The sequence below is a fragment of the Solirubrobacter soli DSM 22325 genome (genome assembly GCF_000423665.1).
In the GTDB taxonomy this organism is placed as follows: domain Bacteria; phylum Actinomycetota; class Thermoleophilia; order Solirubrobacterales; family Solirubrobacteraceae; genus Solirubrobacter; species Solirubrobacter soli.
Window position 1 is genome coordinate 427,731 of sequence record NZ_AUIK01000010.1, and the last position, 19,591, is coordinate 447,321.

Consider the following 19,591-nt stretch of genomic DNA (forward strand, 5'->3'; position numbering starts at 1 on the left):
TCAGAGGTGGTGGAGGTACTCGGCCAGCTCCCAGTCACTCACCCATTGGCGGTGGCGTTCGAGCTCGAAGCGCTTCATGGCCAGGAACGTGTCGACGATCTGCGGGCCCATGGCATCGCGCAGGATCGGGTCGCCCTCGAGCGCGTCCAGCGCGACGTCGAGGGAGGCGGGCAGCGGCTCGCCCGGGTCATCGAGCGTGTAGGCGTCGCCGCCGACGGGCGGCCCCAGCTCGAGTTTGTCGCGCAGACCGTGGAGGCCGGCGAAGAGGATCGCGGCGGTCGCGAGGTACGGGTTCGCGCTGCCGTCGCCGACGCGGACCTCGACCCGCGACGCGCGGCCGCGCTCGGCCGGGATGCGGATGAAGCTCGTGCGGTTGTCCCAGCCCCAGTTGGCGTGGGTGGGCGCGAGGCTGTCCGGGACGAGGCGCCGGTACGCGTTGATCGTCGGGTTCAGGAACGCGGTCAGCGCGTGGGCGTGCTTCAGGACACCGGCGCTGAAGTGGCGCAGCTCAGCGGAGACGCCGTCCGGGTCGTGATGGTCGGCGAACGCGTTGTCGTCCTCGCGGTCGAGGCTGAAGTGGATGTGGAAGCCCGAGCCGCCCTGATCGTTGAACGGCTTGCCCATGAACGTCGCGATCAGGCCGTTGATCGCGGCGACGTCCTTGACCGCGGACTTCAGGCGGAACGCCCGATCGGCGGCGGCGAGCGCCGGGCCGTGGCGCAGGTTGATCTCGTACTGCGAGTTCATGAACTCGTGGTTGGAGGCGTACGTGTGCATCCCGAGTCGCGACAGCGCTTCGGTGATCTGGCGCACGACGCCCTTCGGGTCCGCCTGCGGGCCGACCGTGTAGACCATGCTCAGGTTGTCCACGTAGCGGCTAATGCCGTTCGGCGCCGCAGGGTCAGGAGTGCAGAGGAAGAACTCGAGCTCGGGGCCCACGATCGGGCTGTAGCCCAGCTCCTCGAACTGTGCGACGGCCTTGCGGACGGCGCCGCGCGGGTCGGCCGGCGCGGCACTCGTCGCGCTCACCGGCTCGAGGTCGGCGATGCAGCACGCGACGCCCGGCTCCCAGGGCAGCAGCGTGAGCGTGGACAGGTCCGGCTTGGCGATCAGGTCCGGGTAGCCCGCCTCCGAGCCCACGACCGGCGTGTGACGCAGGTCGGTCCCCATGATCGCCGAGCAGAACGCCAGGCCGTGGTCGGCCGTGCGGTCGAACTCGCCGATCGGGACGTCCTTGCCACGGGCGACGCCGTGCAGGTCGCTGTAGACGACGCGGACCGATGTCACGGACTGGTCGCTGAGCTCCGGCGGCCTCGCCATCAGCCCTCTCTCCTCGATCATGCGCTCTCTCCTGTGAAGGCGTCGAACAGGCGGAACGCCGCCCGCCTGGCCGCGTCTCGCCGCTCCGGCGGCGCCTCGATCAGCGCCAGCCCGTCGGTCACGCCGACGGTCTTGAGCTTCTCGACGTCCTTGCGCGCCCAGCCTTCGACGATGTCGGTGGTCGATTCGGGGTGAAACTGCAGGCCGAGATGCCGGCCGTGACGGAACGCGTGCGTCGCGTCCTTGGTGCGGGCGATCTCGGTCGCCCCGGGCGGGACCGTGAAGCGCTGGTAGTGCCACACCAGCCACGGGCCGGCGGGGATCGCGTCCGGCTCGTCGGTCTCGATCTCGAGCCAGCCGAACTCGGGCGTCGGCGCGGCCTCGATCGTCCCGCCGAGCACGTGCGCGAGCACCTGCCCGCCGAAGCACAGCCCGAGGACGGGGACGTCGTGCTCGACCGCCTTTCCGATCAACTCGACCTCGGCCTGCACCTGCGGCACGTCGAGGTCGGCGGGCGAGTAGCGGCAGCCGAGGCTGGCGACGGCGTCGAAGTCGCGCACGTCCGGCGTGTGGTTCGTCCGGGAGTCGCTGACGACGTAGTCGATGCCACGGCTTTCCAGCCACTCGCCGAGCAGCGCGGGCGGGCCGGACTCGCCGTGCTGGCGCACGAGCATCCTCATGCCAGCGCCGCCAGGTCTTCCAGTCGCGGGCGGTCGCCGATCCGGCGCCGGAAGTGCATCAGCCGCCGCGGCGCGTTGAACGTGACCACGCTCACCACGCGGCCATCGCGGATGCCGACCGCCACGTCGGGCTCGATCAGCTCGACGCTCTGCGCTCGCGCCGGCAGGCCGGCGGCCTGGATCTTGACGTCGTACTGGTCCGACCAGAAGTACGGGACGGCCTCGTAGGGCTTGCGCTCTTGCGCGAGCGCGTTGCGGCCGGCGTGCGTCCCCTGCTCGGCGGCGTTGGTCCAGTGCTCGACGCGGACGCGCTCGCCGTCGGCCATCGGATGCGGCCAGACGGCGATGTCGCCGGCGGTGAAGACGTTCGGCGCGGCTTGGAGGGCCGCGTCGCAGACGACGCCGCGGTCGAGCGTCAGGCCGGAGCCCTCGAGCCACTCGATGTTGGGCTGCGAGCCGAGCGCGACGACGATGACGTCGGCGTCCAAGACGTTGGGGTCGGCCGGTGCACCCAGATGGAGATGGACGCCGTGTTCCTCGTGGAGGGCGGCGCACCGTGCGCCCAGCTCGGGCCCGAGCGCCAGCATCGGCTGCTCGGCGATGTCGTGCAGATGCACCTCCAGGCCGAGCTTGCGGGCGCTCGATGCCACCTCGCAGCCGATGAAGCCGGCGCCCACGATCGCGATCGACTGCGCGCGTTGCATCGCGGTCTTCAGGCGGACGGCGTCGTCGCGGTCGCGCAGCGTGTGGACGTTGTCGCCGGTCGGCGTCGGCCACGCGCGGGCGCGGGTGCCGGTCGCGACGATCAGCGTCTCGTAGCGCAACGGGTCCGCCCCGATCGTGACCGTCTTCGACGCGACGTCGAGGGCGGTCGCGGGCGTGCCGAGGCGCCACTCGACGTCGAGCCCGTCGCACGGGAAGGCGCCGGTCTCGAGCTCGTGGCGGCCGTCCAGCACTTCCTTGGACAGCGGCGGGCGGGTGTACGGGCGGTGCGGCTCGTCGCCGACGAGGATCACCTCGCCGGTCCAGCCCTGCGCCCGGACCGCCTGCGCCGCGCGCAGGCCCGCGAGCGAGGCGCCGACGATGACGATCGGGTCGGCCATGTCAGTCGGACAGGCGGATCGCCAGCATCGGGCAGGCGTCGGCCGCCTCCTGGGCGACCTCGCGCTCGTCGTCCGAGATCTCCTCGCGCCAGCGCAGGACGTCGTCGTCGCCGAGCTCGAAGATGTCGGGCGCGACGTAGACGCACTCGCCGTGGCTCTGGCACAGGTTCATATCGACGTGGACTCGGGTCATCGGGCGGTTCTCTCCTCGACCATGCGCTCGGCTTCCTCCTCGGGAATCGCGAGCGCGACATGCAGGGTCTGCGCCGAGGTCTCGGGCTGATCGCCCGGCCCCGACAGGTCAACATCGAGTTCTTCGACGTGGTTCGTCAGCCGGCCGATGCCGTCGATCTCCACCTCGACGGTGTCACCCGGCTCCATCGGGCGGGAATTGGCCGGCGTGCCGGTCAGGATCACGTCCCCGGGCTCGAGGGTGATCAGCCGCGACAGGTCGGCGAGCTGGTAGGCCACGGAGAAGAGCAGGTCGCTCGCGTGGGCCTCCTGCACGATCTCGCCGTTGAGCAGGGTGCGCAGGGTGAAGTTCGTGGGGTCGAACTCGGCCGCGGGGACGAGTTCGGGGCCGAGTGGCAGGAAGCCGTCCTGGCCCTTGACGCGCAGCATCGAGCCGCGGTCGGCGTGACGGAAGTCGTGCAGGCCGACGTCGTTCGCGCACGTGTAGCCGGCGACGTACGTCAGGGCTTCCGCCTCGGACACGCCCTTCATGCGCGTGCCGATGACCACCGCGAGCTCCCCCTCGTAGTTGAGGAAGCGCGTGCCCGCGGGGCGGTGCACGACGCCGCGATGCCCGTTGAGCGTGGTCGGCGGCTTCATGAAGTACGACGGCTGCGGCGGGATCCGCGCCGCGTACTCCTCGACGCGGCTGCGGTAGGTGAGGTGGACGGCGATGATCTTCGTCGGCGTCGCGGGCGCCAGGTACTGCGCGCTCTCCTCCGCGATCCGCTCGCCGTCCTCCAGGACGATCTCAGTGCCTTCGACGCGCCCCCACACCGGCTCCCCAGCGTGTTCGACGCGGACCCGGCGATGCGTGTCGGCGACTGGCATGGCGCATAATGTATCCATTCTTCGCGAAGCCTGTCAAGAGTTGAACTCGAATAATGTATGCATTACTGTCTCGCTCATGCTTCAGGTCGACAGCGTCGTGGACCTCGCCTACGAGCAGATCCGCCGGCTCGTGCTCGACGGTGATATCGCGCCCGGGGAGCGGCTCGGGCAGGTCGAGCTCGCCGAGCGGCTGGGGATCTCCCGGACGCCCGTGCGCGAGGCGCTCCGGCGCCTCAGCGCCGAGGGACTGGTCGAGCTCCGCCCCAACCGCGGGTTCTGGGCCGCGGATCTCGGGTTGGACGCGGTGCTGCGCCGGCTCGAGGTGCGGCTGATCCTCGAACCCGGCATCGCCCGCCTGGCCGCCGAGCGCCGCACCGACCGCCATCTCGCCGAGCTGACCCGCGCGATCACGCGCGAGGAGAAGGCACGCTCCGGCGTGGCCGCCCACGACGCCTCGCGCGAGTTCCACTTCGTCCTCGCCCGCGCGACCGGCAACGACGAGCACGTTCGCATCCTCGACTCGCTCTGGCTGGTCGAGGTCGGGCGGCGCCTGCTCGCCCGCCGCGCGACGACCACCGACTGGCAGGGCGCGGACGTCTCCGAGCACCGCGCGATCGCGGCCGCCGTGAGCGACCGCGACGGCGACCTCGCCGCCCGCCTGATGGACGCGCACGTCCGCGCCGCGTTCCAACACTGGGAGGAGAAGCAACGATGAGCACCGGGTTCCTGTTCCACGAGCGCTACATGTGGCACAACACCGGCCGCCACGCCGGGCCGTTCATCGCCGACGCGTCGGGCTGGCTCGAGCCCGACATCCGCCACACCGAGAACAGCGACACCAAACGGCGCTTGCGCAACCTGCTCGACGTGTCCGGCCTGCTCGACCAACTGGTCCGGATCGACCCGCGCGCCGCCACCGTCGAGGAGCTCACGCGCTTCCACACGACGGGGTATGTCGAGCAGATCAAGACGCTCTCCGAGGGCGTCGGCGGCGAGGGGATCGACGGCACGACCGTCATCGCCCGCGGCTCCTACGAGGTCGCGCGGCTGGCCGCGGGCGGCGTGATCGCCGCGATCGACGCCGTTCTGGACGGCACGGTCGAGAACGCCTACGCGTTGACGCGCCCGGCCGGCCACCACGCGCTGCCGGAAGCGGCGATGGGCTTCTGCCTGTTCGGCAACGCGGCGATCGGCGTCCACCACGCCCGCCAGGTCCGCGGTCTGGAGCGGGTCGCGGTCGTCGACTGGGACGTCCACCACGGCAACGGCACCCAGGCCGCGTTCTACGACGACCCGAGCGTGCTGACGATCTCGGTCCACCAGGACAACTGCTTCCCGCCCGGCTCGGGTCTGATCGAGGAGACCGGCGCGGGCGCCGGGTCCGGCTTGAACCTCAATGTGCCGCTCCCGCCCGGCTCGGGCGACGGCGCGTATGAGGCCGCGTTCGAGCGCGTGGTCATCCCGGCGCTGGAGCGCTTCCAGCCGCAGCTGATCGTCGTCGCGTCCGGCTTGGACGCGAGCGCGATGGACCCGCTCGGCCGGATGCTCCTCTCACCGCGCGGCTACGGCCGGATCGCGCAACTGACCGTCGACGCCGCGCGGCGGCTGTGCGACGGCCGGTTGGTCGCCGAGCACGAGGGCGGCTACAGCGCCGAGCTCGTCCCGTTCTGCGGACTGGCGATCCTCGAGGCGATGAGTGGCATCACGACCGAGTGCACGGGGACGATCCTGCACGAGTTCCCCGCGCATCTGGGCGGGCAGGAGCTCCAGCCGCACCAGGCGGCCGTGATCGACGAGGTCGCCGCGTTGGCGCTGGTGGTCGCCGCTTAGGGGGCCGGCGCCCCGGTTCTCGCGGCCTGGTGGTGCGCCGGAAGACATGCACTGAGGGGAGGGGGACTAGTCCACTCGCGTCTGGTTGCCGGCGCCTGTGTTCGGCTCGTCTATCCGCTCCTGGCTGCCGTGATCGGCCTGAGGAACGTCTATCTGCGCTCCGAAAGGGGTGGCGAACGTTTCGCCCCTGTACGGGGGCGGAACGTCGAACACCCCTACGAACGTGCCAGCTCGAACAGTTCGGTTTCGGTCGGGAGGCGCCGCTGCCGCCGAAATCGGTCACAAACGTCCGTGGACCGTAATTTGACGGTCTCCCTGCACGGCGCCCGCGAGTCAGCACGGCCAGGCGCCGTGACGGACGGCGGCACGACCATTCAGGCCGGGGCGCGGCAGCGCTCCCCCTCCCCCACCGGCCCTGCCCTTCAGCGCACGACCAGGTCGGCACGACCCACGGCGCGCACTCCAACAAGAGCCGCCTAAACGCGCGCCGCCAGCACCCCCGCCATCACCGCGTCCTCCCACGACATCCCGCTGCTCTTGAAGAGTCGCGGCCCGGAAGGAACCGCCGCGCCCCGCACGAGCTCGGACAACGTCACCAACGAGTCGGCTGACAACGCGCCCGACTCGATCGCGCAGATCACATCGCCGCCCTCGCGCAACGCGGACTGGCGGGACTCGACGACGACGGTCGCCCGCGAGGCGAGGGCGTCGTCGGTCTCGCGGGCGTCGGCGTCGTGGGAGCCGATCGCGATCACGACGGCGTCGTCACGGACCAAAGAGCCGTCGAAGACCGGGACAGAGGAGGTCGTGCAGGTGCAGATGATGTCGGCGGCACGCACCAGGTCGGGAGCACCCGCGGCCTCGCGGCCGACGATGTCCACGACGGAGATCGGGCGGATCGCGCGCATCGCGGCCTCGTGTGCGGCGGCCTGCGGACCACGGCCGAAGATCAGCAGCCGCGAGGCGTCCGCACGCGCGAGATGCCGCGCCGCCAGAGCGGAGACGGCCGAGGTGCGGATGTTGGTCATCGCGATGCCGTCCATCAGCGCGACGGGCGCGTAGGTGTCATCCGAGAACACGACGACCACGCCCTGCACGCGCGGCGTGCCGCCGACGGTCACCAGTTTCACGGCGAGATGCCCGCCGAGCTCGGACGGCATCATGATCAGGTCGCCGCCGCCGGCCAGTCCGACGAACGTGCGGGCCGGGTCGGTCTCGGGGTCGAAGCCGCGCTCGAGCGCGGCGCCGAGGGCGTCGATCGCCACCGACGGTGTCAGGTGACGCTCGACGTCCTCAGCGGAGAAATAGGGGAGGTTCATGGGCGGCAAAGACCCTAGACGGGGTCGGCCGCCACCTGGTCCTCGACGCCGACCACGCGTTGCAGCTTGGTGCCGGTGATCCGGCGCTCGCGCAGCTCAAGCCGCCGCGACAGGCGCGAGAGCGCGTAGTTGACGATCACGAACAGGAACCCGACGAAGATGAAGACGTGCAGGATCGGCGCCTCGACGACCGTGAAGAAGTTCGAGGCGGTGACGATGCGGGCGCGGCGCATCACCTCGGTGATCGCGATGATCGAGACCAGCGTCGTGTCCTTGTTCAACGTGATCAGCTGAGACACGGTCGCCGGGACCATGCGACGGAGCCCCTGCGGGAGGATCACGTAGCGCAGCGACTGCCGGTAGGTCATGCCCAAAGCGGCGGCGGCCTCCCCCTGGCCTCGTGGCAAGGACAGGATGCCGGCGCGCATGATCTCCGCCAGCACGGCGCTGTTGTAGAGGACCAACCCGAGCAGCGCGCCCAGCACCAACCCGGACTGGAACGCCTCGGGTGCCCACGAGGGCATCGCGTCCTCCCACGCCTCCTTCCACGAGGACGGCAGTCCCAAGGCGAAGTACAGGATCAGGAAGATCAGCGGCAGGTTGCGGAACAGGTCGATCCACGCACCCGCCGCCACGCTCACGACGCGCGCCCGCGAGAGCCGCAGCAACGCGAGCGCCAGCCCGAAGATCAGGGCCAGCACCATCGAGACCAGCGCGATCTGCAGGTTGATCAGGAAGCCCTCGAGGATGAACCGGACGTTGTTGCCGGTCGTCAGCCACTCCCAGTTGGATGGGTCGAAGAGATACGTCATCGGTGAATGGCGAAGCGCTTCTCGAGGTTGCGGATGAGCAGCGTCACCGCGCCGGTGAGGATCAGGTAGCCGACGGCGGCCCAGAAGAACGTCTCGTCGGTCTGGAACGTGCGCGCCTGCACGATCCGCGCCTCCTTCAACAAGTCAGGCAGCGCCAGCAGCGACACGCCGATGATCGCCGAGTTCTTGATCATCGCGATCGTCAAGGAGCCCAGAGGAGAGATCACGGTCCGGAACGCCTGTGGCAGGACGATCCGGCGCAGCGTCTCCGCGTACGAGAACCCGAGTGACAGCGAGGCCTCGATCTGGCCCTTGCCGACGCTGAAGACGCCCGAGCGCAGCGCCTCGGCGACGTAGGACGCGGTGTACAGCCCCAGCGAGGCGGTACCCGCGACCCACGCGTTGATGTCCACCCCGCCCCGCCGCAGGCCGGCGAACGAGATGAAGAGCAGGACGAGCAGCGGGATGTTGCGGAAGATCTCCACGTACACCCCGCCGACCCGCTGCAGCCACTTCACCGGCGCGATGCGCAACGCCGCCACGAGGGTGCCCACGACCATGGCGATCGCGAACGAGATCACCACGATGCGCACCGTGACCCAGAAGCCCGAGCTGAACTCGGACCAGTGGTCCGTGAGGACGTTGAGCAACGCGGCTAGTTGTTCTTGACCAGTTCCACGGCCTCGGTGACACCGATGGTGGGCGGCTCGCCCTTCTCACCGGTGTACTTGCCGATCCACTCCTCGTGGAGCTTGGCCCAGGTGCCGTCGTCCTTGAGGCCCTGGAAGACCTTGTTGACGAAGTCGGTCATCTGGGTGTCGCCCTTCTTGATGCCGGCGCCGTACGGCTCCTGCGTCAGCTGGTCGCCGACCAGCTTCAGGGTGTCGTCCTGGATGATCATGCCCGTGAGGATCACGTCGTCGGTCGAGACCGCGTCGACGGCGCCGTTCTGCACGAGCTCGAGGCACTCCGAGTAGGAGTCGACGAGCTTGAGCTTCGCGTCGGGCGCCTGCTTCTTCAAGTTGGCCTCATAGGTCGAGCCGAGCGCCGTGCACACGTTCTTGCCCGCGAGGTCGGCCACGCCGGTGATCGCCGAGTCGCCCGGCACCAGCACGCGCCCGCGCGCGATGAAGTACGGGTCGGAGAACTCGATCTGCTCCACCCGCTCCTCGTTGATCGTCATCGTCGAGAGGATCAGGTCCGCGGTCCCGTCCTCCAGGAACGGGATGCGGTTGTCGGAGATCGCCTCGATGAACTTCGGCTTGACGCCGAGCGCCGATGCCACCGCCTTGCCCATCTCGACGTCGAAGCCCTCGACCTCGCCGGACTGCGGGTTCTTGACCCCGAACGGCGGCACGTCGAACTTGACGCCGATCGTGATCTCGCCCTTCTCCTGGATCTTCCCCAGCGTGGTGTCCGCCGGGAACTTCTCCACGTTGGTCTCGGTGGCGCCCTTGACGTCGCCCTCCGGAGTGGCGCTCCCCTCGTCGTCGCCACCGCATCCCGCAACCGCCAATACTCCCGCGCTGAGCGCGATGCCCAGCCAGCGCGAAACCTGCATTACCCCATCCCTCCCTAGTGGTGGATGATCTTGTCGACGAACTCCCGCGCGCGCTCTGACTGAGCGTTGGCGAAGAACTCCGCGGGCGGCCCCTCCTCCACGATTTGACCGCCGTCGATGAACACCAGCCGGTCGCACACCTCGCGGGCGAAGCCCATCTCGTGCGTCACGACCAGCATCGTCATGCCGTCACGCGCGAGATCGCGCATGACATCGAGCACCTCCCGGATCATCTCCGGGTCCAACGCCGAGGTCGGCTCGTCGAAGAGCATCAACTGCGGGTCCATGGCGAGCGCCCGCGCGATCGCCACCCGCTGCTGCTGCCCACCCGACAAGTCGGCCGGGTACTGCTCGGCCTTCTCGGCGATGCCGACACGCTCGAGCAACGCGTGAGCCGTCGCCCGGGCCTCGTCGGCCGCGATGCCCTTCACCTTCACCGGCGCCAGGGTGATGTTCTGCAACACCGTCATGTGAGGGAAGAGATGGAACTGCTGGAACACGAACCCGATCTGCGCGCGTAGCGACGACAGGCCCTTCCCCGTCGTCACAGGTCGACCGTCGAACAGGACCTGGCCCCGGTCGACGGTCTCCAGCCCGTTGACGCAGCGCAGCATGGTCGACTTCCCCGAGCCGGACGGCCCGGCGATGACGATGACCTCGCCGCGGGAGACGTTCAGGTCGACGCCGTCGAGAACGACGTTGTCCCCGAATGCCTTGTGAATCCCCACCAGTTCGACCAGATTCCGGTCTCTCATACACCCCTCATCCTCCACTCAACCTACACGTTCGTCTAGGCGGAATGCCAACGTGATACGGTGCGGTGGTCCAATGGTCCGGCCAATTGCTTATGGAACCGTCACGCGTGACGCGTTGCCCGACCAGATCGCCGCGCGGCTGATCGAGCTGATCACCGAGCGCCAGCTCAAGGCGGGCGACCGGCTGCCGCCGGAGCGCGAGCTGGCCGCGACGATGGGGGTCAGCCGTTCCTCCCTGCGCGAGGCGCTGCGCGCGCTGGCGATGCTCGGCGTGGCCGAGATGCGCCAGGGCGACGGGACCTACCTGACGAACCTGCAGCCGGGCTCGCTGATGCGTTCCGTCGGCCTGGTCCTGGCGCTGAGCGACTCCGGGCTGGAGGAGCTCTTCGAGGCGCGCAAGCTGGTCGAGCCGGGGCTGGCGAAGCTCGCCGCCGAGCGGATCTCGCACGTCAACGCCGGCGAGCTGGTGCGGCTCGCGGTGGCGACGCACGACGTGCTGGACGACCCCGAGGCGTTCATGTGGGCCGACATCGAGCTGCACGCGAAGATCGCCCAGGCCGCCTGCAACGCGGTGCTCGAGCGCCTTCTGGAGTCGATCGCGGGCATGGGCATCGCGAGCCGCCGCCGCACGGGGCGGCTGGCCCCGGTGCGCGAGCAGAGCGCGCACGACCACGTGGACATCGCGACCGCGATCGCGGCGCACAACGGCGACGAGGCCTTCGCGGCGATGCTGCGCCATCTGGAGAACGTCGAAAAGGGCGGGACGAAATGATCGAGAAGCCGGGCAAGATCGTCGCGATCGGGCTCAACTACATGGACCACGTGCGCGAGTCCGGCGCCGAGCCTCCGGCCAAGCCGCTCGTGTTCTGCAAGTTCACCACGGCGGTGATCGGCGACGGCGAGAACATCGAGATCCCGCGCGCGCTCACCGAGCGCGTCGACTGGGAGGTCGAGCTGGCCGTCGTGATCGACCGCACCGCGCGCAACGTGAGCGAGCAGGACGCCCTGGGCTACGTCCGCGGTTACACGGTCGCCAACGACGTGTCCGCCCGTGATCTGCAGTTCGCCGACGGTCAGTGGGTGCGGGCGAAGTCACTCGACACGTTCTGCCCGCTCGGCTCCGAGCTCGTCCTGGTCGACGACCCGCAGAACCTCAAGCTCACGACGAAGGTCAATGGCGAGCTCGTCCAGGACTCGAACACCTCGGAGATGATCTTCGGGGTCGCCGAGCTCATCAGCTTCTGCTCGCACAGCTTCACGCTCGAGGCCGGCGACGTGATCCTCACGGGCACGCCGTGGGGCTGCGGCGAGTTCATGGATCCGAAACGGTCGCTCTCCGGCGGCGACGTGGTCGAATGCGAAGTGGAGGGGGTCGGGGTGCTGCGCAACCCGGTGGTCGAGGTATGAAAGTCCACGTTCCGGAATCGGTCGACGAGGCCGTCGGCCTGCTCGGCGCCGGCGTGCTCTGCGCCGGCGGGACGTCCGTGATCCCGCATGTCGGGCCGACGACGTCGCTGGTCAGCCTGCGCCGTGTGGGCCTGGCCGGGATCACCGTCCAAGACAGGACTGTGCGCATCGGCGCGGCGACCACGTTGGCCCGCATCGGGCGCGAGGTCGAGTTCCTGCACGACGCGATCGAGTCGATCGCGTCGCCGACGATCCGCAACCTGGCCACGATCGGCGGCAACCTGTTCGCGCGCCAGCCGCACGGCGACCTCGCCGTGTGCCTGCTCGCGCTCGATGCCCGCGTGTCGATCATCGACGCCGACGGCGCGCGCGACGTCGGCGTCCTGGACGCCACCGGCCTGGTGACCGCGATCTCGTTCGAGATCCCGGAGCGCTGGTACTACACGAAGGCGATGCGCCGGCGTCAGAACTCGGCCTCGATCGTCACCGTCGCGTCCGACGGCGTCCGGATCGCGCTGGGCGGGGTCGCGCCGCGGCCGGTCCGTGCGACCGCCGCCGAGGAGGCGCTCGCGCAAGGTGACATCGAGAAGGCCGCCGAGCTGTCCGTCGAGGCCGCCGACCCGTTCGACGACGCGTACGCGAGCGCCTGGTACCGCCGCCGCGTCCTCCCTGTCCACGTCCGCCGAGCTCTGACCAATGCCATCTAGCGTCATCGAACTCCAGATCAACGGCGAAGAGCAGGAGTTCATCGCCAAGCCGGGCACGACGCTGCTCGGCGCGCTGCGCGACACGCTCGGGCTGACCGCCGCCAAGCGTGGCTGCGGCGTCGGCACGTGCGGCACGTGCACCTGCCTGCTCGACGGCGAGGCCGTGATGTCCTGCCTGGTCCCGGTCGAGACGATCAACGGCTCGACGGTGACGACGCTCGAGGGGACGACGCCCGCCGAGGGCCTCTCCCCCATCCAGCAGGCCTTCCTGGACGGCTTCGCCACCCAGTGCGGGTTCTGCACGCCGGGGATGATCATGGCCGCGGAAGCGCTGCTCGCGGAGAACAAGCACCCGACGCGCGAGGATGTCGTGCGGGCGATCAGCGGCAACGTCTGTCGCTGCACCGGCTACGAGTCGATCATCCGCGCGATCCTCGACGCCGCCGATCGGATCAACGCATGAGCGCCACCACCAACGGCTTCAACGTCATCGGCAAGGCCGTCCAGCGCTCCGACGCGCTCGGCCATGTCACCGGCCGCACGCAGTTCTTCGAGGACATCAACCCGACCGGGATGCTGCACCTGCGAATGCACCGCTCGGAGCGCCATCACGCGAGCATCGTCAGCGTCGACACGAGCGCCGCCGAGCAGGTCAAGGGCGTCGTGAAGGTGCTCACGCACGCCGACGTGCCGAACAACTGGTACACGGTCCTGACGCTGATCAACGTCGGCTACCCGGACGAGCCGGTGCTCGCCGAGGGCAAGGTCATGTACAAGGGCGAGCCGATCGTCGCCGTGGTGGCGACGAGTGAGCGCGCCGCGCGCGAAGGCGCCGCCGCGGTCAAGGTCGTCTACGAGGACCTCCCCTACGTGCTCGACGTCGAGGAGGCGATCAAGCCCGAGACGCCGGTGATCAAGCCACACGGGCACAACCACTTCATCTACGAGGGCTACAAGTGCCGGCGGGTGCGCTTCGGGGACGTGGAGGCCGGCTTCGCCGAGGCCGATCACATCTTCGAGTGGGACTACCAGTCGCGTCCGATCGAGCAGGCGCCGACCGAGACCACGGGCTGCATCGTCGAGCCGCAGGCGAGCGGGCGGCTGAAGATCTATTCCGACACCCAGGCGTGCTTCTTCACGCTGGACAACACGGCGCTGATCCTCGGCGCGCCGTTCGGGAAGCTGCAGGTCGTCGGCGGGACCGTCGGCGGCGGCTTCGGCGGCAAGGTCGACGTGATCGTCGAGCCGATCGCGTGCGTGGCGGCGATGGCGACCGGCAAGCCGGTCAAGTTCGTCTACGACCGCTACGAGGAGATGCAGGTCTCCTCGCCGCGCGCGGCCGAGCGGATCTACATCAAGGACGGCGTGATGAACGACGGCCGGATCGTCGCGCGGCAGGTGACGATCTATGCCGACGCCGGCGCCTACTCGCGCCACAGCCCGTACGCCACGACCAAGTGCGCGGCGCACATGCCCGGGCCGTACACGATCCCGAACGTGTGGGTCGACTCCTGGTGCGTGTACACCAACCGCACGCCGTCGAGCGCGATGCGCGGCTTCGGCGTGACGATCGGCGACTTCGCGCTGGAGAACCAGATGGACCGGATCGCGCGGGCGCTGAACCTCGACCCGCTCGAGCTGCGGCTCAAGAACGCCTACCGCGACGGCGACATGAAGGCCCATCGCAAGGTCGCCGAGGGCACGGCGCTGATCGAGGTCATCCAGAAGGCGGCGGAGCTCGTCGAGCACCCGCTGGGCGAGGAGTACCTGGCGATGTCGTCACAGGAGGCGCGGTAGATGGCGATCCTGAAGGGCCGCGGGTACGCGGCCGTCAACTACCCGACGGGCATGAACCTGGGCGGTGACCCGACGCAGGCGCTCGTGCACTCGACCACGACCGGCAACTTCGTCGTGTCGCTGTCCAGCGTGGATCTCGGCCAGGGCCTGAAGACCGTCGCCGCGCAGGTCGCGGCCGAGACGCTCGGGCTGCCGTACGAGAACATCATCGTCGACACCGCCGACACCGACACGGGCCCGCACTGCATGGGCACGTTCGCCTCGCGCGGCACGCATCGCGTCGGCAACGCGGTGATCATGGCCGCCACCGAGGCGCGCGAGGCGATGCTCGACGCCGCCGCCGAGAAGCTCGAGGTCGACGCCGAGGACCTTGAGACCGACGGCACGGGCTTCATCAAGCTCAAGGGCTCCGACGAGAAGAAGATCCACGTCACCGATCTGGCGCTCGCCGCGCACTTCGAGCTCGGCCGCACGATCGCCGGCCGCGGCATCTTCCTCAAGGAGCGCTCCTACCCGGAGCCCGAGACCGGCAAGATGGACCCGGACTCCTGCCAGGCGCACGCCTGCACGGTGGCCGACGTGACCGTCGACGACGAGACCGGCGTGGTCGAGGTCGTCGCGCTGCACAACATCTACGAGGTCGGCCGCGCGATCAACCCCGCGATGGCCAAGCAGCAGATCGAAGGCGGGGCGTGGATGGGCATCTCGCATGCGCTGTTCGAGACGACCGAGCCGTACTACCCGAACCGCGATCACGGCCCGGCGGACTTCGAGGAGTACCTGATGCCCGGGCCCGCGGACAACGCGGTGATGGAGTCCGAGATCATCGAGTTCCCGGCCGCCAGCGGCCCGTTCGGGGCCAAGGGCATCGGCGAGATGACGGCCAACGCGCCGATCCCGGCGATCGCGAACGCGATCTTCGACGCCTGCGGGGTACGACTGACGGAGATGCCTTTCACGCCGGAGCGGGTCCTGCGCGGGTTGGACGAGCTGCGTGGCGCTTGAACGCCTCGCACACGAGTTCGCGGGTGAGCGGTACCTCGCCGACGAGGGGCTGCTCACCGCCGTGCACCTCGCGCTCACCCTCGGGCGGCCGCTGATCCTCGAGGGCGAGCCGGGCGTGGGCAAGACCGAGCTGGCCAAGGTGCTGGCGCGCACGCGCGACCGCGAGCTCATCCGCCTGCAGTGCTACGAGGGGTTGGACGCCGCGCAGGCGCTTTACGAGTGGGATCACCCGAAGCAGCTGCTGGCGATCCGCTCGTGCGAGGCCGAGGGCGTTCCGGTGGGGGACCTCTACGACGAGCGCTTCCTGATGGAGCGTCCGTTGTTGCGCGCGCTGCGGGTGCCGTGCGTGCTGCTGATCGACGAGATCGACCGCGCCGACGCCGAGTTCGAGGCGTTCCTGCTCGAGTTCCTGAGCGACTTCCAGATCACGATCCCGGAGCTGGGGACGGTCGCCGCGGCCGAGCGGCCGATCGTCGTCATGACCTCCAACCGCACGCGCGAGCTGCACGACGCCCTCAAGCGCCGCTGCCTCTACCACTGGATCGCGTTCCCGGACGCTGCGCGAGAGCGGGCGATCATCGACGCGAAGGTGCCTGGCCTGGCCGAGGACGCAGCGCAGGCGCTGGTCGCGGCGGTCACCGGCGTGCGCGCGCTGCGGCTGATCAAGCCGCCGGGGATCGCCGAGACGATCGAGTGGGGCCAGGCGGCCAAGGTCCTGTCCGACGAGGGCTCGGCGTGGCCGGTCGCGCTGCGCCGCTCGCTCGGCCTGCTGCTCAAGGAGCAGGAGGACACCCAGGAAGTGCTCGCGCATGCGGAGGCCCTCGGGCTGTGAATGCCCACGGGTTCGGGCCCGTCGAGGGCTTCCTGGCGGAGTGGGGGCCGATCCCGGAGAAGCGGATCGACTTCCTGACGGCGCTGCGCGACAGCACGCCGCAGGACATCACGCGGCTGTACTGGCTGGCGCGGGTGACGCTGGTCTCACGGCTGGAGGACATCCCCGCGTTCGACGCGGTGTTCGCGACGTGGTTCCGAGGCGCGCTGCCGACGGTCGAGCCGCCCGAGGACGGCGAGTCCGAGGCGCCGCCGGATACGAGCCAGGTGGGTGAGGTCCAGCCGCAGCTGATCGCCGAGGGCACCGGCAAGGACGCGAGCGTGCACGAGCTGCGCAACCGCCGCGACTTCGAGCAGACCGCCGAGGACCTCGGCGAGCTGCGCCAGGCGTTGCGCGAGCATCTCCCCCGCATCCGCTCGCGCCGGCGCCGCCCCGCCCGCCGCGGCCCCTACATCGACCTGCGCCGCACGCTGCGCGCCGCGACCCGCACCGGCGAGATCACCCACCTCGCCCGCCGCGACCGCCCGCACCGCACGCGCCCGCTGCTGGTGCTGATCGACGTGTCGGGCTCGCTGCGCCCACAGGTGCCGGACTACCTGCGCTTCGCGTGGGCGGCGCAGGGCGAGACGTTCACGTTCGGCACGCGCCTGACCCGCATCACCAAGGCGCTGCGCGAGCGCGACGTCGACACGGCGCTGGCGAACGTGACCGAGGTGGTCGAGGACGCCGACGGCGGCACCCGCATCGGCCCCGCCCTGCAGGAGTTCCTCGACACGCCGCGCTACGCCGACCGGGCGCGCGGCGCGCTCACGATCGTCCTCTCGGACGGCCTTGAGCGCGGCGACCCCGCACTGATGGCGCACGCGGTCCGTCGCCTGTCGAAGCTCAGCCACCGGCTGCTCTGGTGGACGCCGCTCGGCCTGGACCCCACCTACAAGCCGGTCACCCGCGGCATGGCGGCGATCGTCGACGACCTCGACGGCCTCGCCGGCGCGCGCGATCTCCCCTCTCTCCTGAAACAGGTCCAACGGCTATGAACTTCGTCGACGCCCATCACCACATCTGGCCGGCGACGGGTCTCCCCTGGCTCGACGGGCCGATGATCCCGCGCATCTTCGGCCCGTACGAGCCGCTGCAGGGCAAGGCCTACACGATCGACGAATACAAGGCCGACGCCGAGGCCAAGGACTTCAGCCAGTCCGTCTACGTCCAGGCCAACTGGCGCCTCGAGGACTCCGTCAAAGAGGTCGAGTGGGTCCACGCCCAGCACGAGCGGACCGGCTGGCCGCACGCGATCGTGGGCTCGGCGGACCTCTTCGCGCCCGACGCGATCGACACTGTCCAGGCCGAGCTGGACGCCTCGCCGCTGCTGCGCGGCGTCCGTCTACAGCTGCACTGGCACGACAGCGTCGACGCGTATCGCTTCGCCAGTGGCCCCGACCGGGCGTCGGACCGTACGTTCAACGAAAACCTCGCAAAGCTTCCCGGACTCGGTCTGCTGTTCGAGCTGCAGGTCTTTCCGAACCAGCTCGCGTCCGCGTTGGAGCTGGTCGCGGCGCATCCCGACCTGGCCTTCGTGCTGATCCACGCCGGGATGCCGATCGCGGGCGAGCCGTGGCGCGACGCGCTGACCCAGCTCGCCCACCACCCCAACGTCAACGTCAAGCTCTCCGGCCAGGGCACGTTCGTGCACAAGGTGGATCCCGAGCTGATCGCGGACGTGACCAAGGTCGTCCTCGACACGTTCGGTTCCGGCCGCGCGATGTTCGGCTCCAACTTCCCGATCGAAAGCCTGTGGACCGACTTCTCTAGCCTCATTGATGCGTGGCTCGGTGTCCTCGCCGAGTACCCGGACCAGGTGCGCGCAGACGTTCTCGGCCGGACCGCACGTCGCATATACAGGCTTGAGGAGGTCCAGGGATGACACGACCCGTTCAGCACACCGCATCCGCCGTCGCCGGCTGGTTGCGCGACGGTCGAAAAGTGGCCGCGGGGTTGCTGGTCCAGGTCGACGGGTCGTCCCCGCTCGACGTCGGCGCCTCGATGTACATCGACGACCAGGGCGGCATCGAAGGCTCGATCACGGGCGGGTGCGTCGAGGGCGCGGTGGCCGCCGCGGCGATGGAGATGCTCGACGCCGACGGGCCGCCCCAGCTCGTCACCTACGGCATCAGCGACGAGCTCGCCGGCACCGTCGGGCTGATGTGCGGCGGGATCGTCCACATCTTCATCCACGAGATCAAGCCCGAGCACCGCGAGGCGGTCCTGAAGGACCTCGAAGCGACGATCGAGCACCGGCCGGCGGCGCTCGTGACGTTGATCGACGGCGAGCAGGCGGGCGCGAAGCTCTACGTCGACGCCGACGGCACGACCGGCTCGCTGCACGGCGGCGAGCTGCTCGACAAGAACGCCGGGCGCGAGGCGCGCGGGCTGCTCGCCGAAGGCCGCTCGAGCATGCGCGACTTCGGCCTCGACGGCGCCTCGCTCGGCGCGGGCCAGCGCGTCTACGCGTCGATCCAGGCGGAGCCGCCGCGGATGGTCGTCTTCGGCGCGATCGACTTCTCCAGCGCGCTCGCCCCGCTCGCCAAGGGCCTCGGCTACAAGGTCACGATCGCCGACCCGCGCAGCGCGTTCCTCGCGAGCCGGCGCTTCTCGGCCGACGCGACGACCGAGGTGGGCTGGCCGGACAAGGTCCTCGAGGGGGTCGAGCTCGGGTCAAGAGACGCCGTCCTGATCTTCACCCACGACCCCAAGCTCGACGTCCCGGCCGTCCAGGCCGCGCTGAAGACCGGCGCCGGCTACATCGGCGCGCTCGGCAGCCGCAACACGACCGCGGACCGCAACCGGCGGCTGCGCGACGTGGGCGTGACCGACGCCGAGATCGATCGCATCTTCGCGCCGTGCGGGCTGGACATCGGCGCGTCCACCGTGGAGGAGACCGCGGTCGCGGTGCTGGCGGAGATCATCGCCCACCGCGCCGGGCGCCACGGACAACCGTTGCGGGAGGCCGAAGGGCCGATCCGCCACGCTGACACCCAAGAACAACCAAGTGAGGAAGCATGGCCTATACCGTCGCCGTGACGTGGATCGCCAAGCCGGGCGAGGAGGACGCCGTCGCGTCCGCCCTGGAGGCATTGGTGGAGCCGTCACGGGCCGAGGAGGGGGTGCTCGTGTACATCCCCAACCGAGACCCTGAGGATCCCACCAAGTTCTTCATCTACGAGCAGTACGTCGACGAGGCCGCCTACACCGCGCACACGGAGACCGACCACTTCAAGCAGTGGGGTTTCGGTGACGCGATTCCACGACTGCTGGAGCGCAAGCGCGAGTTCTACGCGCCGATGGTGAACTGACCGAACGAACGTTCGTCGGGCTGGAGGCCGAGCCTTTGGGCGAGGCCT

23 protein-coding genes are annotated in these 19,591 nt (G+C 69.7%); 13 read left to right on the top strand and 10 right to left on the bottom strand.

The window, feature by feature from the left end:
* The 5 genes from G569_RS0111840 to G569_RS0111860 are packed head-to-tail and all read right to left on the bottom strand — an operon-like array spanning window position 1 to window position 4,165.
* Window positions 1-1,341 carry a glutamine synthetase family protein gene (locus G569_RS0111840; protein WP_053226214.1) on the bottom strand — a complete coding sequence of 447 codons (1,341 nt, stop codon included), beginning with the start codon at window positions 1,339-1,341 and terminating at the stop codon, window positions 1-3.
* Window positions 1,338-2,000 (bottom strand): type 1 glutamine amidotransferase, encoded by a 663-nt coding sequence (locus tag G569_RS47625; RefSeq protein WP_084284735.1) that lies wholly within the window; start codon window positions 1,998-2,000, stop codon window positions 1,338-1,340. The genes G569_RS0111840 and G569_RS47625 overlap by 4 nt, the downstream gene beginning before the upstream one ends.
* The gene (locus G569_RS47630) at window positions 1,997-3,103 is read right to left on the bottom strand and encodes an NAD(P)/FAD-dependent oxidoreductase (RefSeq protein WP_053226216.1); all 1,107 of its coding nucleotides are present in this window, start codon (window positions 3,101-3,103) and stop codon (window positions 1,997-1,999) included. Before G569_RS47630 ends, G569_RS47625 begins: the two co-directional genes overlap by 4 nt.
* Window position 3,104: 1 nt before the next feature.
* The gene (locus G569_RS0111855; protein WP_028063572.1) at window positions 3,105-3,296 is read right to left on the bottom strand and encodes a ferredoxin; all 192 of its coding nucleotides are present in this window, start codon (window positions 3,294-3,296) and stop codon (window positions 3,105-3,107) included.
* Entirely contained in the window at window positions 3,293-4,165 is an 873-nt protein-coding gene (locus tag G569_RS0111860; RefSeq protein WP_028063573.1) for a fumarylacetoacetate hydrolase family protein, read from the bottom strand. The genes G569_RS0111855 and G569_RS0111860 overlap by 4 nt, the downstream gene beginning before the upstream one ends.
* Window positions 4,166-4,241: 76 nt before the next feature.
* Here G569_RS0111860 and G569_RS47635 point away from each other — a divergent pair, with 76 nt between their 5' ends.
* Window positions 4,242-4,880, top strand: coding sequence for a GntR family transcriptional regulator (locus G569_RS47635; protein ID WP_053226217.1), 639 nt, complete (start codon window positions 4,242-4,244; stop codon window positions 4,878-4,880).
* The gene (locus tag G569_RS0111870) at window positions 4,877-5,995 is read left to right on the top strand and encodes a histone deacetylase-like amidohydrolase (RefSeq protein WP_028063574.1); all 1,119 of its coding nucleotides are present in this window, start codon (window positions 4,877-4,879) and stop codon (window positions 5,993-5,995) included. Before G569_RS47635 ends, G569_RS0111870 begins: the two co-directional genes overlap by 4 nt.
* 476 nt (window positions 5,996-6,471) lie before the next feature.
* Here the strand turns inward: G569_RS0111870 and G569_RS0111880 are convergent, their stop codons facing one another.
* The 5 genes from G569_RS0111880 to G569_RS0111900 are packed head-to-tail and all read right to left on the bottom strand — an operon-like array spanning window position 6,472 to window position 10,442.
* The gene (locus tag G569_RS0111880; RefSeq protein ID WP_028063575.1) at window positions 6,472-7,314 is read right to left on the bottom strand and encodes an ornithine cyclodeaminase family protein; all 843 of its coding nucleotides are present in this window, start codon (window positions 7,312-7,314) and stop codon (window positions 6,472-6,474) included.
* 14 nt (window positions 7,315-7,328) lie between these two features.
* On the bottom strand, window positions 7,329-8,126 hold the full coding sequence (locus tag G569_RS0111885; protein ID WP_028063576.1) for an amino acid ABC transporter permease: 798 nt from the start codon (window positions 8,124-8,126) through the stop codon (window positions 7,329-7,331).
* Complete coding sequence (locus G569_RS0111890; protein ID WP_028063577.1) at window positions 8,123-8,776, bottom strand: amino acid ABC transporter permease; 654 nt, start codon at window positions 8,774-8,776, stop codon at window positions 8,123-8,125. The genes G569_RS0111885 and G569_RS0111890 overlap by 4 nt, the downstream gene beginning before the upstream one ends.
* Window positions 8,777-8,781: 5 nt before the next feature.
* On the bottom strand, window positions 8,782-9,687 hold the full coding sequence (locus G569_RS47640) for a glutamate ABC transporter substrate-binding protein (protein WP_064750320.1): 906 nt from the start codon (window positions 9,685-9,687) through the stop codon (window positions 8,782-8,784).
* A gap of 14 nt (window positions 9,688-9,701) precedes the next feature.
* Window positions 9,702-10,442: an amino acid ABC transporter ATP-binding protein gene (locus tag G569_RS0111900; protein ID WP_028063578.1), complete on the bottom strand. Its 741-nt coding sequence runs from the start codon at window positions 10,440-10,442 to the stop codon at window positions 9,702-9,704.
* 73 nt (window positions 10,443-10,515) lie between these two features.
* Here G569_RS0111900 and G569_RS0111905 point away from each other — a divergent pair, with 73 nt between their 5' ends.
* From G569_RS0111905 to G569_RS0111955, 11 genes are read left to right on the top strand one after another with little or no spacing between them, the layout of a single operon-like run.
* Window positions 10,516-11,214, top strand: a complete 699-nt coding sequence (locus G569_RS0111905; protein ID WP_064750321.1) for a FadR/GntR family transcriptional regulator — start codon at window positions 10,516-10,518, stop codon at window positions 11,212-11,214.
* The gene (locus G569_RS0111910) at window positions 11,211-11,849 is read left to right on the top strand and encodes a fumarylacetoacetate hydrolase family protein (RefSeq protein ID WP_028063580.1); all 639 of its coding nucleotides are present in this window, start codon (window positions 11,211-11,213) and stop codon (window positions 11,847-11,849) included. Before G569_RS0111905 ends, G569_RS0111910 begins: the two co-directional genes overlap by 4 nt.
* Window positions 11,846-12,556 carry an FAD binding domain-containing protein gene (locus tag G569_RS47645; RefSeq protein ID WP_053226220.1) on the top strand — a complete coding sequence of 237 codons (711 nt, stop codon included), beginning with the start codon at window positions 11,846-11,848 and terminating at the stop codon, window positions 12,554-12,556. The genes G569_RS0111910 and G569_RS47645 overlap by 4 nt, the downstream gene beginning before the upstream one ends.
* The gene (locus G569_RS0111920; RefSeq protein WP_028063581.1) at window positions 12,546-13,019 is read left to right on the top strand and encodes a (2Fe-2S)-binding protein; all 474 of its coding nucleotides are present in this window, start codon (window positions 12,546-12,548) and stop codon (window positions 13,017-13,019) included. The genes G569_RS47645 and G569_RS0111920 overlap by 11 nt, the downstream gene beginning before the upstream one ends.
* On the top strand, window positions 13,016-14,353 hold the full coding sequence (locus tag G569_RS65920; RefSeq protein WP_028063582.1) for a xanthine dehydrogenase family protein molybdopterin-binding subunit: 1,338 nt from the start codon (window positions 13,016-13,018) through the stop codon (window positions 14,351-14,353). Before G569_RS0111920 ends, G569_RS65920 begins: the two co-directional genes overlap by 4 nt.
* Window positions 14,354-15,358 (top strand): xanthine dehydrogenase family protein molybdopterin-binding subunit, encoded by a 1,005-nt coding sequence (locus tag G569_RS65925; protein ID WP_028063583.1) that lies wholly within the window; start codon window positions 14,354-14,356, stop codon window positions 15,356-15,358.
* Window positions 15,348-16,190: an AAA family ATPase gene (locus G569_RS47650; RefSeq protein WP_053226221.1), complete on the top strand. Its 843-nt coding sequence runs from the start codon at window positions 15,348-15,350 to the stop codon at window positions 16,188-16,190. Before G569_RS65925 ends, G569_RS47650 begins: the two co-directional genes overlap by 11 nt.
* Window positions 16,187-17,227: a vWA domain-containing protein gene (locus tag G569_RS47655; RefSeq protein WP_053226222.1), complete on the top strand. Its 1,041-nt coding sequence runs from the start codon at window positions 16,187-16,189 to the stop codon at window positions 17,225-17,227. Before G569_RS47650 ends, G569_RS47655 begins: the two co-directional genes overlap by 4 nt.
* Window positions 17,224-18,114: an amidohydrolase family protein gene (locus tag G569_RS0111945; protein ID WP_028063584.1), complete on the top strand. Its 891-nt coding sequence runs from the start codon at window positions 17,224-17,226 to the stop codon at window positions 18,112-18,114. The genes G569_RS47655 and G569_RS0111945 overlap by 4 nt, the downstream gene beginning before the upstream one ends.
* Complete coding sequence (locus G569_RS0111950) at window positions 18,111-19,271, top strand: XdhC family protein (RefSeq protein ID WP_064750322.1); 1,161 nt, start codon at window positions 18,111-18,113, stop codon at window positions 19,269-19,271. Before G569_RS0111945 ends, G569_RS0111950 begins: the two co-directional genes overlap by 4 nt.
* Window positions 19,250-19,543 carry a putative quinol monooxygenase gene (locus G569_RS0111955; RefSeq protein WP_028063586.1) on the top strand — a complete coding sequence of 98 codons (294 nt, stop codon included), beginning with the start codon at window positions 19,250-19,252 and terminating at the stop codon, window positions 19,541-19,543. The genes G569_RS0111950 and G569_RS0111955 overlap by 22 nt, the downstream gene beginning before the upstream one ends.
* Window positions 19,544-19,591: the final 48 nt, after the last annotated feature.

Bases quoted from the DNA above. Each gene is read 5' to 3' on its own strand.
- G569_RS0111840 (WP_053226214.1), bottom strand. From the start codon at position 1,341: ATGATCGAGGAGAGAGGGCTGATGGCGAGGCCGCCGGAGCTCAGCGAC.
- G569_RS47625 (WP_084284735.1), bottom strand. From the start codon at position 2,000: ATGAGGATGCTCGTGCGCCAGCACGGCGAGTCCGGCCCGCCCGCGCTG.
- G569_RS47630 (WP_053226216.1), bottom strand. From the start codon at position 3,103: ATGGCCGACCCGATCGTCATCGTCGGCGCCTCGCTCGCGGGCCTGCGC.
- G569_RS0111855 (WP_028063572.1), bottom strand. From the start codon at position 3,296: ATGACCCGAGTCCACGTCGATATGAACCTGTGCCAGAGCCACGGCGAG.
- G569_RS0111860 (WP_028063573.1), bottom strand. From the start codon at position 4,165: ATGCCAGTCGCCGACACGCATCGCCGGGTCCGCGTCGAACACGCTGGG.
- G569_RS47635 (WP_053226217.1), top strand. From the start codon at position 4,242: ATGCTTCAGGTCGACAGCGTCGTGGACCTCGCCTACGAGCAGATCCGC.
- G569_RS0111870 (WP_028063574.1), top strand. From the start codon at position 4,877: ATGAGCACCGGGTTCCTGTTCCACGAGCGCTACATGTGGCACAACACC.
- G569_RS0111880 (WP_028063575.1), bottom strand. From the start codon at position 7,314: ATGAACCTCCCCTATTTCTCCGCTGAGGACGTCGAGCGTCACCTGACA.
- G569_RS0111885 (WP_028063576.1), bottom strand. From the start codon at position 8,126: ATGACGTATCTCTTCGACCCATCCAACTGGGAGTGGCTGACGACCGGC.
- G569_RS47640 (WP_064750320.1), bottom strand. From the start codon at position 9,687: ATGCAGGTTTCGCGCTGGCTGGGCATCGCGCTCAGCGCGGGAGTATTG.
- G569_RS0111900 (WP_028063578.1), bottom strand. From the start codon at position 10,442: ATGAGAGACCGGAATCTGGTCGAACTGGTGGGGATTCACAAGGCATTC.
- G569_RS0111905 (WP_064750321.1), top strand. From the start codon at position 10,516: ATGGTCCGGCCAATTGCTTATGGAACCGTCACGCGTGACGCGTTGCCC.
- G569_RS0111910 (WP_028063580.1), top strand. From the start codon at position 11,211: ATGATCGAGAAGCCGGGCAAGATCGTCGCGATCGGGCTCAACTACATG.
- G569_RS47645 (WP_053226220.1), top strand. From the start codon at position 11,846: ATGAAAGTCCACGTTCCGGAATCGGTCGACGAGGCCGTCGGCCTGCTC.
- G569_RS0111920 (WP_028063581.1), top strand. From the start codon at position 12,546: ATGCCATCTAGCGTCATCGAACTCCAGATCAACGGCGAAGAGCAGGAG.
- G569_RS65920 (WP_028063582.1), top strand. From the start codon at position 13,016: ATGAGCGCCACCACCAACGGCTTCAACGTCATCGGCAAGGCCGTCCAG.
- G569_RS65925 (WP_028063583.1), top strand. From the start codon at position 14,354: ATGGCGATCCTGAAGGGCCGCGGGTACGCGGCCGTCAACTACCCGACG.
- G569_RS0111945 (WP_028063584.1), top strand. From the start codon at position 17,224: ATGAACTTCGTCGACGCCCATCACCACATCTGGCCGGCGACGGGTCTC.
- G569_RS0111950 (WP_064750322.1), top strand. From the start codon at position 18,111: ATGACACGACCCGTTCAGCACACCGCATCCGCCGTCGCCGGCTGGTTG.
- G569_RS0111955 (WP_028063586.1), top strand. From the start codon at position 19,250: ATGGCCTATACCGTCGCCGTGACGTGGATCGCCAAGCCGGGCGAGGAG.